Origin of the sequence: Shinella sp. 838 (assembly GCF_029623935.1) — a bacterium.
In the GTDB taxonomy this organism is placed as follows: domain Bacteria; phylum Pseudomonadota; class Alphaproteobacteria; order Rhizobiales; family Rhizobiaceae; genus Shinella.
In genome coordinates, this window is sequence record NZ_JARSBQ010000018.1 from 22,076 (window position 1) to 34,917 (window position 12,842).

Consider the following 12,842-nt stretch of genomic DNA (forward strand, 5'->3'; position numbering starts at 1 on the left):
GGGACGGTTCCTCTATTGCTGGGGCTATTCCATCAAAGCGACGATGCAGCGCTACCGGAAAACCGGAGAATGCAGCCTGCCCGCACCCCGAGGAGCGCGGGCGTGGCCTAGAAGCGCTGCGGCGAAAAGGACACGATGTCGATCGCCGGCGGATGGCCGGCCACGAGATCGGCGACGAGCCGCGCCGTGCCGGCGGACTGGGTGAGACCGAGATGGCCGTGGCCGAAGGCATAGACGACATTGGGGGTGGCGCGGGCGCGGCCAATGGCGGGCAGGCTGTCGGGCAGCGAAGGGCGGAAACCCATCCACTGCACGCCGCCCGCCGGCTTCAGGCCGGGCAGGAAGGCTTTCGCCTTCTCCAGCATCGCCTCGGACCTGCGGAAATTCGGCGGCAACTTCAGCCCGCCGAGCTCCACCGCACCCCCGACGCGGATGCCGGTCGATAGCCGGGTAACGACAAAGCCATGGCCACCGAAGGTGACCTGTGTCTTGAGGTCGAAGGCGTCGGCTGGCAGGGTCGTGTTGTAGCCGCGTTCGGTTTCGAGCGGGATGGATTCGCCAAGCGTACGGGCGACCTGGTGCGAGAAGGCGCCGGCCGCGAGCACGACCTTTTCCACCCGGCGCGTGCGGCCGTCCGTCGTCGTGATCTCGACACCGCCTTCGACGGGCCTGAGGCCGGACACCTCGGCCCGCTCGATCCTGCCGCCCCTGGCACAAAAATGATCGGCAAGCGCCAGCGTGTAGAGCTTCGGGTCGGCGATGGAATACCAGCCGGGCGTGAAGGTGCCGTGCGTGAAGCGCGGTGCGAGGCCGGGCTGAATCGCGGCCATCTCGGCCGCGTTCATGTGGCGGAACTCGATGCCGTGCGCCTCGCGCGCCTTCCAGCCGGGCAGCGATGCATTGAGTTCGGCCTGGCTTTCATAGACTTGGAGGTTGCCCTCCTTGCGCAGCATGGGAAGCGTGCCGGTCTCGGCGAGGAAGGGTTCCAGCTCGGCCCTCGAAAGGTCCATCAGCGCGGTCTGCGCGGTCGTGGAATGGGCGACGCGGCCTGCCGAGCAGGCGCGCCAGAAGCGGAACATCCAGGGTGCGATCTGCAGCGCGTAGGACGGCGGCACGCTGAGCGGCCCGAGCGGGTCGAGCAGCCATTTCGGCGCTTTCTTCAGGATGCCGGGCGAGGCCAGCGGCAGGATGTCGGTGAAGGCGAAGGCGCCGGCATTGCCCGCAGAGGCGCCGGCGGCGGGGGCTTCACGCTCGATGACGGTAACGGCAAGGCCACGGGCCTGGGCGGCAATCGCCGCGGAAAGGCCGACCACGCCGGCGCCGATGACGACGACGCCGGGTTCGATTCCAATCTGCATCATGGCCTCAGTGCGTCGCGGCGAGGAAGGTCTTGAGGTCGGCATCCTTCGGGGCGCCGAACAGCTCTTCCGGCGGCGCGATTTCGGCCATCACACCCTTGTGGAAGAAGGCGACGCGATCGGAGACCTCGCGGGCGAACTTCATTTCGTGCGTGACGCAGATCATCGTCATGCCCTCGGAGGCGAGCATGCGCAGCGTGTCGAGCACTTCGCCGACGAGCTGCGGGTCGAGTGCCGAGGTCACCTCGTCGAACAGCATGTAGGCCGGCGACATGGCAAGCGCGCGGGCGATCGCCATGCGCTGCTGCTGGCCGCCCGACATGCGGCTCGGATAGACCTTCAGCTTGTCGCCGAGGCCGACATGGGTGAGCTGCTTGACGGCCATGGCCTCGGCCTCGGCCTTGGACTGGCCGAGCACCTTGACCGGCGCCAGCATGACGTTTTCGAGCACGGTGAGGTGCGGGAAGGCGTTGAACTGCTGGAAGACGATGCCCAGCTTGCGGCGCAGCTTGTTGAGATCCGTGCCCTTGGCATGCACGTCCGTGCCGTCGACGACGATGCGACCGCCGTCGATGGTCTCAAGGCCGTTGATGCAGGTGAGCAGCGTGGATTTTCCCGAGCCCGAGCCGCCGATGATGGTCAGGACCTCGCCCTTCTGGACGGTCAGGTTGATCCCCTTCAGGACTTCCAGCGAGCCGAAGGATTTGCGGACGTTTTCGATCTCAATCATTGGACCACCGTCTTTCGAGATAACCGCCGAGCCGGGCGATGGGGAAGCTGATGATGAAGTAGATGGCGCCGCAGATGAGCAGGATGAACAGCGGCTCCTGCAGGCGCGTGACGAGGATCTGCGAGGCGCGCAGAAGCTCGATGAGGCCGAGCCAGAGCACGAGGGCCGAATCCTTCATGACGCCGAGCGTCAGGCCGATCCAGGCGGGCAGCGAGACGCGGGTGGCGAGCGGGGCGACGATGTAGCGCATGTCCTGCCACCAGGTCATGCCGAGCGACCGCGCCGCGCGGCGCGTGGTGGCCGGTACGGAGGAAATGCCGCCGCGCACGATCTCGGTGCAATAGGCCGCCGTATAGAGCGACAGCACAACGCAGGAGGTGGTGAAGGGCGCCCAGCCGAGCTTCATGATCGATTGCAGCGCATTGCCGAGCACGAGCTGGATGAGCAGCGGAACGGAACGGAAGATATCGAGCACGAAGGTGAGCGGCATCGACCAATAGGGGCCGGCCTGGTTGCGGATGACGCCGCACAGGATGCCGAGAACCGTGCCGGCAAGGACGGAGACGGCGGTGACGGCAAGCGTCATGGCCGCGCCCTTGGCGAGGAAGCCGAGATCGGCGAGGGTGAGAGCGGTGTCGAACATGGTGTTTCCCCCTCTCAGTAGCGGAACATGCGCGCGGCAGCGAGGCGTGCTGCCAGCGTCACAGCCTTGGCGATCAGGTAGTAGATGACCGCGGCAAGAGCGAAGAATTCGAATGTGCGGAAGGAGACCGCGTTCAGCGCCTGGGTGATGCCGGCCAGATCCGTGTTCATGCCGACGGTGACGCCGAGCGAAGTCATCAGGATCGCCCAGACCATCTGGTTTGTGGCGGGCAGGAAAGCGATGCGCAGCATCTGCGGCATGACGATATAGCGGAAGGCCTGCAGCGGCGTCATGCCGAGCGAGCGGCCGGCGCGGGTCTGCGTCTCCGGGATCGCCTTCAGGGCGCCGCGGAAGTTTTCCGCGAGATAACCGGCATTGTTGAAGGCGATACCGACGAGCAGCGCCGTATAGGGGCTGAGGTGGATGCCGAAGCTGCCGAGGCCGAAATGCGCCATGTAGATCTGGAAGAGGGCCGGCGTGTTGCGCGCGATCTCGACCCAGGCCGTGGCGAAGCCGCTGAGAATGCGGTTGCCGGACAGCCGGAAGAGCGTCAGTGCCAAAGCGACCACGAGGCCGATGGCCATGGAGAGAAGCGCGATCTGAAGCGTGACCAGCGCGCCGTCCAGCATCTGGGGCAACGCCTTCAGCGCCTGGTTCCAATGGAAAGTGTAACTGAACATTGCCGTCTCACCCTTCGGAAACGATGAACGGCGCGGGACGCATGTCCCGCGCCGCCAGGGAAGCGGCAGATTAGCGATAAACGCCGTTCACGGACAGGTCCGGCACGTCGCCGCCGACCCACTTTTCGTAGAGTTCGTTGTAGCGGCCGGTGCGAACCTGCTGGTTGACGAAGAGGTTCAGGTAATTGATCAGGCCATATTCTTCGCGGTTGGTGAAGAGCGCGACATAGTCGATGTCATAGGGCGCCTTGCCGACGACGGAGATGCCGGCGAACTTGCCGCTCTTGACGTTGGACTGGGCGACCGTCGAGGTGGAGACCGTGGCGTCGATCTGGCCCTGGCTCAGTGCCAGGAAGACGTCGGCCTGGGTCTGGTACGGGCGGAATTCACCGGCGCCCCATTCCTTGACCGACTTTTCGAGCGCGATGGCCTCGAACGTGCCGGCGGTAGCGCCGACCGTTTTACCCTTCATGTCCTCGAAGGACTTGACGCCCGACTTGTCATTGGCCGTGACGGCCATTTCGAAGGCGAAGTAGGGGATCGACATGCCGACAGTCTTGGCGCGCTCCAGCGTGTCGGAGGTCGAGGCGACGCCGACGTCGACGCGGCCGGACATCAGGGCCGGGATGCGCTCCGGGAAGGGCGTTTCAACGATCTCGGCGGTGACACCGAGGGCCTTGGCCAGATCGTTGCAATAGTCGACGTCGAAACCGATCGGGTTGTTGCTCTCGTCGCGCGCGCCCATCGGCGGGAAGTCGAGAACGACGGCGCAGCGCAGCGTGCCGGACGAGATGATGTCGTCCAGCTTGTCGGCCTTGGCCGGGCTGGTCAGAGCGGTGGCGGCCACGAGGCCGAAGGCGAGGACCGAGGTCTTCTTCATAACTCTCTCCCTGGGTTGGTCTGTCGATTCACGCGGCGGAGGTCCGTCCTGCGCCAGAACTGTAAACCGCCACTAAAATACAACTAATATACAAAAAGTATATACCCGGAAGGAGAAAATATGCGGGCCGGGCTTCCCTCACGGAAAACCCGGCCCACAGGACGCATACGCTATTGAATCAGTTGATAAAATCTTCCGGCAGAAGACCTTCCGGCATGTTCTGGTAGGAGACCGGGCGCAGGAATCGGCGGATTGCCATCGTGCCGACGCTGGTGGCACCGAAATTCGTGGAGGCCGGATACGGGCCGCCATGCACCATGGAATCCACCACCTCGACGCCCGTCGGGAAGCCGTTGACGAGCACGCGACCAGCCTTGCGCTCGAGCGCCGGGCGCAGGCGCTTTGCGTCTGCAAGATCGCCGTCATCCATGTGGATGGTCGCCGTCAGCTGGCCTTCGAAATTGCGGGCGAGCTTTTCCATCTCGTCGACCGAAGAGACGCGCACGACGAGGCCGAGCGGACCGAAGACTTCTTCCGACAGAGCATGGTCGGCGAGGAACTGTTCGCCCGAGATTTCGAAGAGGTTCGGCAGCACCGTGCGGCCGGTGGATGCGGTCGTCAACAGCGGCTTGACGGTGTTGCGGCTTTCAAAGCGCGCCTGACCGTCCTGATAGGCCTTGGCGATGCCGTCGGTCAGCATGGTCTGCGGAGCGACCTTGCCGAGGGCCTCCACGGCGGCTGCCGTGAAGCGATCGGCATCTGCGCCGTCCTGGACGATGGCAATGCCCGGATTGGTGCAAAACTGGCCGGCGCCCATGGTGAGCGAACCCGCCCAGCCCTGGCCGAGGCCTTCCGCCCGGGCCTTCATGGCCTCCGGGAGCAGGAACATCGGGTTGACCGAGCCGAGTTCACCGAAGAACGGGATCGGCTCCGGGCGCGCGGCGCACAGGTTAAAGAGGGCGCGGCCGCCGGCGAGCGAGCCGGTGAAGCCGACAGCCTTGATCAGCGGATGCTGTACCAGAGCCTCGCCGACCTGGCGGTTGCCGCCCTGGATGAGCGAGAAGACGCCCGGATGCACACCGGTCTTGCGGATGGCGGCCTCGATCGCCTCGGCGATGATCTCGCCCGTACCCGGATGGGCGGAATGCCCCTTGACGACGACGGGGCAACCGGCGGCCAGCGCGGCCGCCGTGTCGCCGCCGGCTGTGGAGAAGGCGAGCGGGAAGTTGGAGGCACCGAAGACGGCAACCGGGCCGATCGGCCGCTGGATCAGGCGGATCTCCGGGCGCGGCGCCGGCTGGCGATCGGGAAGAGCCGCATCGAAGCGGCGGTCGAGATAGTCGCCCTTCTCGATATGGTCGGCGAAGAGGCGGAGCTGGCCGGTGGTGCGGCCGCGCTCGCCCTGAAGGCGGGCGACCGGCAGGCCGGTTTCCTGCGTGCCGATCTCGGTGATGGCCTCTGCACGCGCCTCGATCTCGTCGGCGATGGCGCGCAGGAACGTGGCCCGCTCGCCGCGGGAGGAATAGCCGTAGCTGAGGAAGGCCTCTTCCGCGGCTTCCGCGGCCTTGTTCACCAGCTCCACCGTGCCGACGGCGAAATCATGCGCCGGGCCATGGGCGGGCGAGGAGGTGAACGTGCCGTTTCCGTCAAGCCATTGCCCGGCGACGAGATGTTTACCGTTGGGGGTGAAAGCCATTAGACGTACCTTTCTCACGGGAAGAGGGATTCGCCCCCGACATAGACTCTTGCGGGGTGAATTGCACTTGTCGAAATCTTGTATACTCTATGTATGCAAATGATCAATCGCCAACCTGACCCGGTCGGCAAAAGTGGAAGAGACCAGAGATGACGCAGACCTCCACCCTGACGATTGCCGCCCTTCACGAACGGGTAGAAGCGATCTTCCGCAAGGCCGGCCTCAACGCCGTGCAGGCCGGCGCGCTTGCCCGCGTCATCGTCGCCGGGGAGCGGGATGCCTGCAAGTCGCACGGCATCTACCGGATCGAGGGTGCACTGCGCACCGTCAAGGCCGGCAAGGTGAAGCCGGACGCCGTGCCGGTGCTGGACGCCAACGAGGGCTCGGCGATCGTCAAGGTCAATGCCAGCGGCGGCTTCGCCAACCCGGCCTTCGAACTCGGCGTGCCGGTACTTGCCGAGCGCGCCCGCAAGCTCGGGATTGCCGCGCTCGTCATCAACGACTGCACACATTTCTCCGCCCTCTGGCCGGAGGTCGAGGCTGTCACCAATGAAGGGCTTGCCGGCCTCGTCATGTGCCCGAGCTATGCCACCGTCGCGCCCACCGGCGGCAACAAGCCGCTGCTCGGCACCAATCCCTTCGCCTTCGGCTGGCCGCGCAAGGGCGATGCGCCCTATGTCTTCGACTTCGCCACCTCGGTCGCCGCCCGCGGCGAGATCGAGCTGCACCGCCGCGCCGGCAAACAGCTGCCCGAAGGCTGGGCGATCGACGCAGACGGCAACCCGACCACCGATCCGGAAGCCGCGCTCGCCGGCGCCATGCTGCCCTTCGGCGGCCACAAGGGTTCGGCCATCGGCACGATGATCGAACTGCTCGCCGGCATCATGATTGGCGACCTCACGAGCCCTGAGGTTCTCGACTATCTCGGTACCACGACGCTTGCTCCCTTCCACGGCGAGCTGATCATCGCCATGTCGCCGGAAGCCTTCTCCGCCGGTCGCCCTGGCGATCCCTTCGCCCGCGCCGAAGTGCTGTTCGAGGCCATCGTCGGCCAGGGTGCCCGCCTGCCCTCGCAGCGCCGCTTCGTGGCGCGCAGGACGTCCGAAACGGACGGCGTCACGCTCACGGCTGCCGAACTGGAACAGCTCGACCGCCTGCTGGAAAAGGGCCTCGACGCCATCGCATAAGGGGTTCAGCCCCGCCGCCGCGGCAAGACATTGCCGCGGCTTCAGCCCTTCTGCAGGGCGAGATGGGCACCGAGGCCGACGAGGATCGTCCCGCCTGCCCGGCGCACCAGCGCCTGCACCCCGCTCGACCGCTTCAGCCGCGCCAGGATGACATCAGCCAGGAGCACGGTGACGATATCGGCGAAGGTGAAGATGAGGTTCACCATCGTTCCGAGAATGGCAAGCTGTACCCAGACCGGCAGGCTGGCGCCGCTGTCGACGAACTGCGGCAGGAAGGCGAGGAAGAAGATCGCCGTCTTGGGGTTGAGCACCTCGACGGTGATGCTCTGGATAAACGCCCGCCGCCCACCCTTCGGCACCACGGTGACATCACCCTCTTCCCGCATATCCGTCGATCGGAAAAGCGAAATGCCGAGCCAGACGAGATAGGCGGCTCCCAGCAGTTTGACGACGGTATAGGCGACCGGCACCGCATGGAACAGGGCGGAAAGCCCGGCCGCGGCGGCGATGATATGGGCATAGGATCCCAGATGGATGCCGAGCACCGCCATCAGGCCCGCCGCGCGACCGCCCGCCATGGTCCGGGCGGCGGCATAGAGCATGGCGGGGCCGGGAATGAAGGCGAAGATCGCCGTGGTCACGGCAAAGGCAAGCAGCACGTCCAGGGAAGGCATTTCCGGTTCCTCGCGATCGATTTTCGCGACTGTCGCAAAAGCGGACCACGACGGCAATGCAAAACGAAACGCCGCCCGCAGCGTGGGCTGCAGGCGGCGTGAAATGCCCGTAGAGGGGTGATCGGAGGCTTACGCCTTGTAGGTCTGCACGGCGCCCGGCAGCTTGCTCCATTCGGCATACCAGGTATCGAACAGCTTCAGCTGGCTTTCGACATAGCCGCGCTGGCTGTCGGAAAGCGCGTCGGTCTCGTAGAAGTGCAGCGTGTATTCCTTGTCGCCCTTCAGCACCATCATGTGCTTGAAGTAGAGAACGAGGTCCGGGCCTTCGTCGAAGGAGGAGAGCACGGCAAGCGCCGATTCCAGCTCCAGCGCACGGGCGCGGGCATCCGGGTCGCCCTTGGCGGCAGCCTGGGCGAGGTTGCACATGTGGATGACTTCCTTCGGCAGCACGCAGCCGATGCCGGTGATCGCGCCGACGGCGCCGCAATCGACGAAGCCGGTGAAGACGCAGGTATCGACGCCGATCATCAGCGAGACGTCATCGTCGCGGCTGGTGATGTTCTCGGCCGCATAGCGCATGTCGGCCGCACCGCCGAATTCCTTGAAGCCGACGAGGTTCTTGTGGTCTTCGCGCAGCGCGAAGAACAGGTCGGCGCGGGTGGCGAAGCCGTAGTAGGGGCTGTTGTAGATGACGGCCGGCAGATCCGGCGCAGCGGAGAGGATCGCCTTGAAGTGGTTCTTCTGGGCAGCGACGACGGAGCCGCGGGAGAGGACGCGCGGGATGACCATAAGACCCTGTGCACCGACCTTCTGGGCATGGGCGGCATGGGCAACGGCCGAGGCGGTGTTGACGGCGCCGGTGCCGACGATGACCGGGATGCCCGCCTTGACGAGGCGCTCGACGCCCTCCATGCGCTGCGCGTCGGTCAGCAGCGGCCAGTCACCCATCGAGCCGCAATAGACGACAGCCGACATGCCCTTTTCGATGAGTTCCTTGCCCTTGCGCACCAGCTGGTCGAAATCCGGCGTGCGGTCGTCCTTGCAGGGGGTCATCAGGGCGGGAATGACACCGGAAAAAATCTTGGCCTTCATGTCGGTCTCCTTTGGCGGTTCATCGGATGGTCGGCCGGCACGATGCACTGGGCCTCCCCTCTCTCTGATGATGGGTATAGCATCTTGTATTTTATTTGTCGACAAGAAAAATACAGCGCTCGTCAGAGCGCGATGTCGAGCCTGTCGTTGCGGCTGAACAGCTTCTGCACCTGGGCGACGATCGCCTCGGCGTGGGCCTTGCCGAGCCGGTCCGCCTCCTCGATGTCACGGGCCTCGATGGCGGCAATGATCGCGGCGTGCTCATCCACGAAGCGCTGGGGAAACTGCTCGTCGTAGGACTGGTAGTAGAGCTGCAGGATGCGCCGTCCCTCGTCGAGCAGCCGGCGGAACAGGCTGGTGAAATAGGGGTTGCGCCCGGCCTCGGCGATCGCGGCGTGGAAGGCCGCATTGGTGGCGATCATCGTCAGGGCGTCGCGCGCCTTGAGCGCCGCCGCATAGTCCTCGTGAAACCCCCTGATGATGGCGAGGTCCTCGGGGCGGTGCGCCTGCGCCGCAAGCCGCGTCGTCACCCGGTACATCAACACCAGCGCGTCGAAGAAGGTGTGCAGGTTGAGGAAGTCGATGTTCGAGACCATGGTCGAGCGGTTCGGCAGGGTCTCGATCAGCCCCTCGCCGGCAAGCCGGACCAGCGCCTCGCGGATGGGCGTGCGCGACATCTTGAACCGCTCGGCAAGCTGCACCTCGTCGATCGGGCTGCCGGGGGCAAGCTTCAGGTCGAGGATCTCGTCGCGCAAGAGGTCATAGACCATCTTCACACCGGAGCCTCGTTTGCGTTCGGGCAAGGAACTGGAATCGGTATCGGTCATCGAAAATCCTCTTGTCGACAAAAGAAATACAATTGTCCGGCAACGCTATCAATCGTTTAAAGTGGGCATTTTGACGAAAGTGTCGTCAAGTCTCCGAAGCGCGGGATTCCCCGAAATCCTGCGGCTCCCCCGCACAAAGACGAAAAACGCGTGCGAAAGCCCGCTGGCGAGACGCCGGCAGCCGCTCTTTTGTCCTGAAGGATGCCGTCACCTCGCGCTGACGTTATGCCTCGTCCTGCCGTGGCGGATAGGGATGCGTTTGCCCGCGAAAATCACGAAGACGGAAACAGCCATCGTCCCCCTCTTCGACCGCCGCCGAATCCGCACGCACCTTGCCGTGCCCGCCGGGGATGTCGAGGATGTAGTCCGGCTGGCAGAGGCCCGAGACATGGCCGCGCAGGCTCTCGACCAGCGCCCTGCCCTCGGCGAGCGTCAGGCGGAAATGCGCCGTGCCCGGTGCAAGGTCGGGATGATGCAGGTAGTAGGGCTTGATCCGGTTCTCGACGAAAGTGCGCATCAGATCGGCCAGCACCGCCGCATCGTCGTTGACGCCTTTCAGCAGCACCGTCTGGCTGATCATCACCATACCGGCATCGACGATGCGGGCGATGGCGGCACGGGCCTCGGCGGTGAATTCGCGCGGATGGTTGGCGTGCAGCGCCACATAGGTCGTCTTGCCGGAGGCCTTCAGCGCCGCGATCAGCGCGGCGTCCACCCGCGCGGGATCGACGACGGGCACGCGGCTGTGGAACCGCACGATCTTCACATGGGGGATGGCGGCAAGCCGTTCCATCATGGCCTGCAGCCGGCGCGGCGAGAGCACGAGTGGATCGCCGCCCGTCAGGATCACCTCCCAGATCGCCGGCCGCGCCGCGATATAGGCGATCGCCGCATCGAGTGCCTGGGCGGACAGGGTGCCGAGCCCTTCGGGCCCGACCATCTCGCGGCGGAAACAGAAGCGGCAATAGACCGGGCAGACATGCACGGCCTTCAGGAGGACACGATCGGGATAACGGTGCACGATGCCCTCGACCGGGCTGTGCGCGAGATCGCCGATCGGATCGGCGCGCTCCTCCGGCAAAGTCTCGAGCTCGGCGGGGTCGGGCACGAACTGGCGGGCGATCGGATCGTCGCGGTCCGCAGGATCGATCAGCGCGACGAGCGGCGGCGTGACGGCGACGGCATAACGCGCGGCAACGGCCGTCGCGCCCGCCCGTCCCGCCTCGGGAACGAGACCGGCCTCGACGAGTTCGGCCACCGTCGTCAGGCTGCGTGCCGCCGTCATGGCGCCGTCTCCGCGACCGGCGCCCAGATCACCTGGTCGATGCGCGCGGCGCCCGTCGCCAGCATGACCAGCCGGTCGAAGCCGAGCGCGATGCCGCTCGCCTCCGGCATATGGGCGAGTGCGGCAAGGAAATCCTCGTCGAGCGGATAGGTCTCGCCGTAGACGCGGACCTTTTCCGCCATTTCCAGCTCGAAGCGTCGGCGCTGCTCGTCCGCATCGGTCAGCTCGCCGAAGGCATTGGCCAATTCCACGCCGCAGGCATAGAGCTCGAACCGCTCGGCGACCCGCCGGTCCCGCGCCGCCGGGCGGGCAAGCGCCGCTTCCGCGGTCGGATATTCGCACAGAATGGTGGCGCGGCCGAAACCGAGCTGCGGCTCGACCTTTTCAACCAGAATACGGCTGAAGAGATCGGCCCAGGTGTCGTCTTCCGCCACGCGCAGCCCGGCCGCCCGCATGGCGGCGGCAAGGCGCGCGCGGTCCGTTGCGCCATCAGGGTCGATCGAAGCGAGAAGGTCGATGCCGGCATGCCGCCGGAAGGCATCCGCCACTGTCAGCCGCTCCGGCAGCAGGGCCGGATCGCAGGTCGCACCGCGATAGGTGAGCATCGATGCGCCCGTCACTCCGGCGGCCAACACGAGGATTTCGGCGCAATCCTCCATCAGCACCTCATAGGCCTCGCCTGCCCGATACCATTCCAGCATGGTGAATTCCGGGTGATGCAGCGGCCCGCGTTCCCGGTTGCGGTAGACATGGGCGAAGCACGCGATGCGCTGTTCGCCCGCCGCCAGCAGCTTCTTGCAGGCGAATTCCGGCGAGGTGTGCAGGTAAAGCGGCGTCCTTGCACCGGAATGGCCGATCGCAGCGGTTTCGAAGGCGTGCAGATGCGCCTCGTTGCCCGGAGAGACCTGCAGCGTCGCCGTATCCACCTCGGTGAAGTCGCGCGCCGTGAACCAGCCGCGCAACGCCGCCTGGATGCGGTTTCGCGCCAGAAGGAACGGCCGGCGATCGGCATGGACATCGGGCGTCCACCAGGGCGAGGGCTTCAGGCTCATGACGTTCCTGTGGCAGGTTTCTTCGCGCTTGCCGGCGGACAGACTGGTCTTTTGCCGGAATATAGGATAGTTGCGGCCCCGAAAACACATTTTCGGCACTCGGGGAAGGCGTCTCACGGCGGTCCTGTACGCCGCGATCCATCCAGTTACAAGGAAGACTTATGGTAAAGATCATCGCCTCTTCCGTCCGCAAGGGCAATGTCCTCGAGGTCGAAGGCAAGCTCTATGTCGTGCTGACGGCGCAGAACTTCCACCCGGGCAAGGGCACGCCGGTCACCCAGGTCGACATGCGCCGCATCTCCGACGGCGTGAAGGTTTCCGAACGCTACCGCACGACCGAACAGGTCGAGCGTGCCTTCGTGGAAGACCGCGAGCACAACTTCCTCTATGAGGATGGCGACGGCTACCATTTCATGAATCCGGAAAGCTACGACCAGCTGACCATGTCCCACGAGGACATCGGCGACCTCAAGGCCTATCTCCAGGAAGGCATGACGGTCATCCTGTCGGTACATGAAGGCGTTGCCATCGCCATCGACCTGCCGCGCCACGTCACGCTCGAGATCACCGAGACGGAACCGGTCGTAAAGGGCCAGACGGCCTCGTCGTCCTACAAGCCGGCGATCCTGTCGAACGGCATTCGCACGCTGGTGCCGCCGCACATCACCGCCGGCACGCGCGTCGTCATCGCGACGGAAGACGGTTCCTACGTGGAACGCGCCAAGGACTGATCCTTTT

Annotated in this window: 13 protein-coding genes; 2 read left to right on the plus strand and 11 right to left on the minus strand. The window is 65.4% G+C overall.

Annotated elements, in window-relative coordinates:
• Nucleotides 1–107: 107 nt before the first annotated feature.
• The 6 genes from P9A16_RS31765 to P9A16_RS31790 form a co-directional block, all read right to left on the minus strand.
• Nucleotides 108–1,358: an NAD(P)/FAD-dependent oxidoreductase gene (locus tag P9A16_RS31765; protein ID WP_023514920.1), complete on the minus strand. Its 1,251-nt coding sequence runs from the start codon at nucleotides 1,356–1,358 to the stop codon at nucleotides 108–110.
• Nucleotides 1,359–1,365: 7 nt separating this feature from the next.
• Complete coding sequence (locus P9A16_RS31770; RefSeq protein ID WP_023514921.1) at nucleotides 1,366–2,088, minus strand: amino acid ABC transporter ATP-binding protein; 723 nt, start codon at nucleotides 2,086–2,088, stop codon at nucleotides 1,366–1,368.
• On the minus strand, nucleotides 2,081–2,731 hold the full coding sequence (locus P9A16_RS31775; protein WP_023514922.1) for an amino acid ABC transporter permease: 651 nt from the start codon (nucleotides 2,729–2,731) through the stop codon (nucleotides 2,081–2,083). Before P9A16_RS31775 ends, P9A16_RS31770 begins: the two co-directional genes overlap by 8 nt.
• A gap of 14 nt (nucleotides 2,732–2,745) precedes the next feature.
• A complete protein-coding gene (locus P9A16_RS31780; protein WP_023514923.1) occupies nucleotides 2,746–3,411 on the minus strand; it encodes an amino acid ABC transporter permease in 666 nt (221 codons plus the stop codon).
• A gap of 70 nt (nucleotides 3,412–3,481) precedes the next feature.
• Nucleotides 3,482–4,291 (minus strand): ABC transporter substrate-binding protein, encoded by an 810-nt coding sequence (locus P9A16_RS31785; RefSeq protein ID WP_023514924.1) that lies wholly within the window; start codon nucleotides 4,289–4,291, stop codon nucleotides 3,482–3,484.
• 178 nt (nucleotides 4,292–4,469) lie between these two features.
• The gene (locus P9A16_RS31790) at nucleotides 4,470–5,987 is read right to left on the minus strand and encodes an aldehyde dehydrogenase (NADP(+)) (RefSeq protein ID WP_278026349.1); all 1,518 of its coding nucleotides are present in this window, start codon (nucleotides 5,985–5,987) and stop codon (nucleotides 4,470–4,472) included.
• A 149-nt stretch (nucleotides 5,988–6,136) separates the two neighbouring features.
• On the opposite strand from P9A16_RS31790, the gene P9A16_RS31795 reads away from it, so the two are divergent.
• Nucleotides 6,137–7,174: an Ldh family oxidoreductase gene (locus P9A16_RS31795; protein WP_023514926.1), complete on the plus strand. Its 1,038-nt coding sequence runs from the start codon at nucleotides 6,137–6,139 to the stop codon at nucleotides 7,172–7,174.
• A 41-nt stretch (nucleotides 7,175–7,215) separates the two neighbouring features.
• Here the strand turns inward: P9A16_RS31795 and P9A16_RS31800 are convergent, their stop codons facing one another.
• The 5 genes from P9A16_RS31800 to epmA form a co-directional block, all read right to left on the minus strand.
• Nucleotides 7,216–7,848, minus strand: a complete 633-nt coding sequence (locus P9A16_RS31800; protein WP_023514927.1) for a LysE family translocator — start codon at nucleotides 7,846–7,848, stop codon at nucleotides 7,216–7,218.
• 129 nt (nucleotides 7,849–7,977) lie between these two features.
• Entirely contained in the window at nucleotides 7,978–8,940 is a 963-nt protein-coding gene (locus tag P9A16_RS31805; RefSeq protein ID WP_023514928.1) for a dihydrodipicolinate synthase family protein, read from the minus strand.
• A 122-nt stretch (nucleotides 8,941–9,062) separates the two neighbouring features.
• Entirely contained in the window at nucleotides 9,063–9,767 is a 705-nt protein-coding gene (locus P9A16_RS31810) for a GntR family transcriptional regulator (RefSeq protein WP_023514929.1), read from the minus strand.
• Between the two features lie 223 nt (nucleotides 9,768–9,990).
• On the minus strand, nucleotides 9,991–11,052 hold the full coding sequence (locus P9A16_RS31815; RefSeq protein ID WP_023516204.1) for a lysine-2,3-aminomutase-like protein: 1,062 nt from the start codon (nucleotides 11,050–11,052) through the stop codon (nucleotides 9,991–9,993).
• On the minus strand, nucleotides 11,049–12,104 hold the full coding sequence (epmA, locus tag P9A16_RS31820; protein WP_023516203.1) for an EF-P lysine aminoacylase EpmA: 1,056 nt from the start codon (nucleotides 12,102–12,104) through the stop codon (nucleotides 11,049–11,051). The genes P9A16_RS31815 and epmA overlap by 4 nt, the downstream gene beginning before the upstream one ends.
• Before the next feature lie 161 nt (nucleotides 12,105–12,265).
• On the opposite strand from epmA, the gene efp reads away from it, so the two are divergent.
• Nucleotides 12,266–12,835: an elongation factor P gene (gene efp / locus P9A16_RS31825; protein ID WP_024270973.1), complete on the plus strand. Its 570-nt coding sequence runs from the start codon at nucleotides 12,266–12,268 to the stop codon at nucleotides 12,833–12,835.
• Nucleotides 12,836–12,842: the final 7 nt, after the last annotated feature.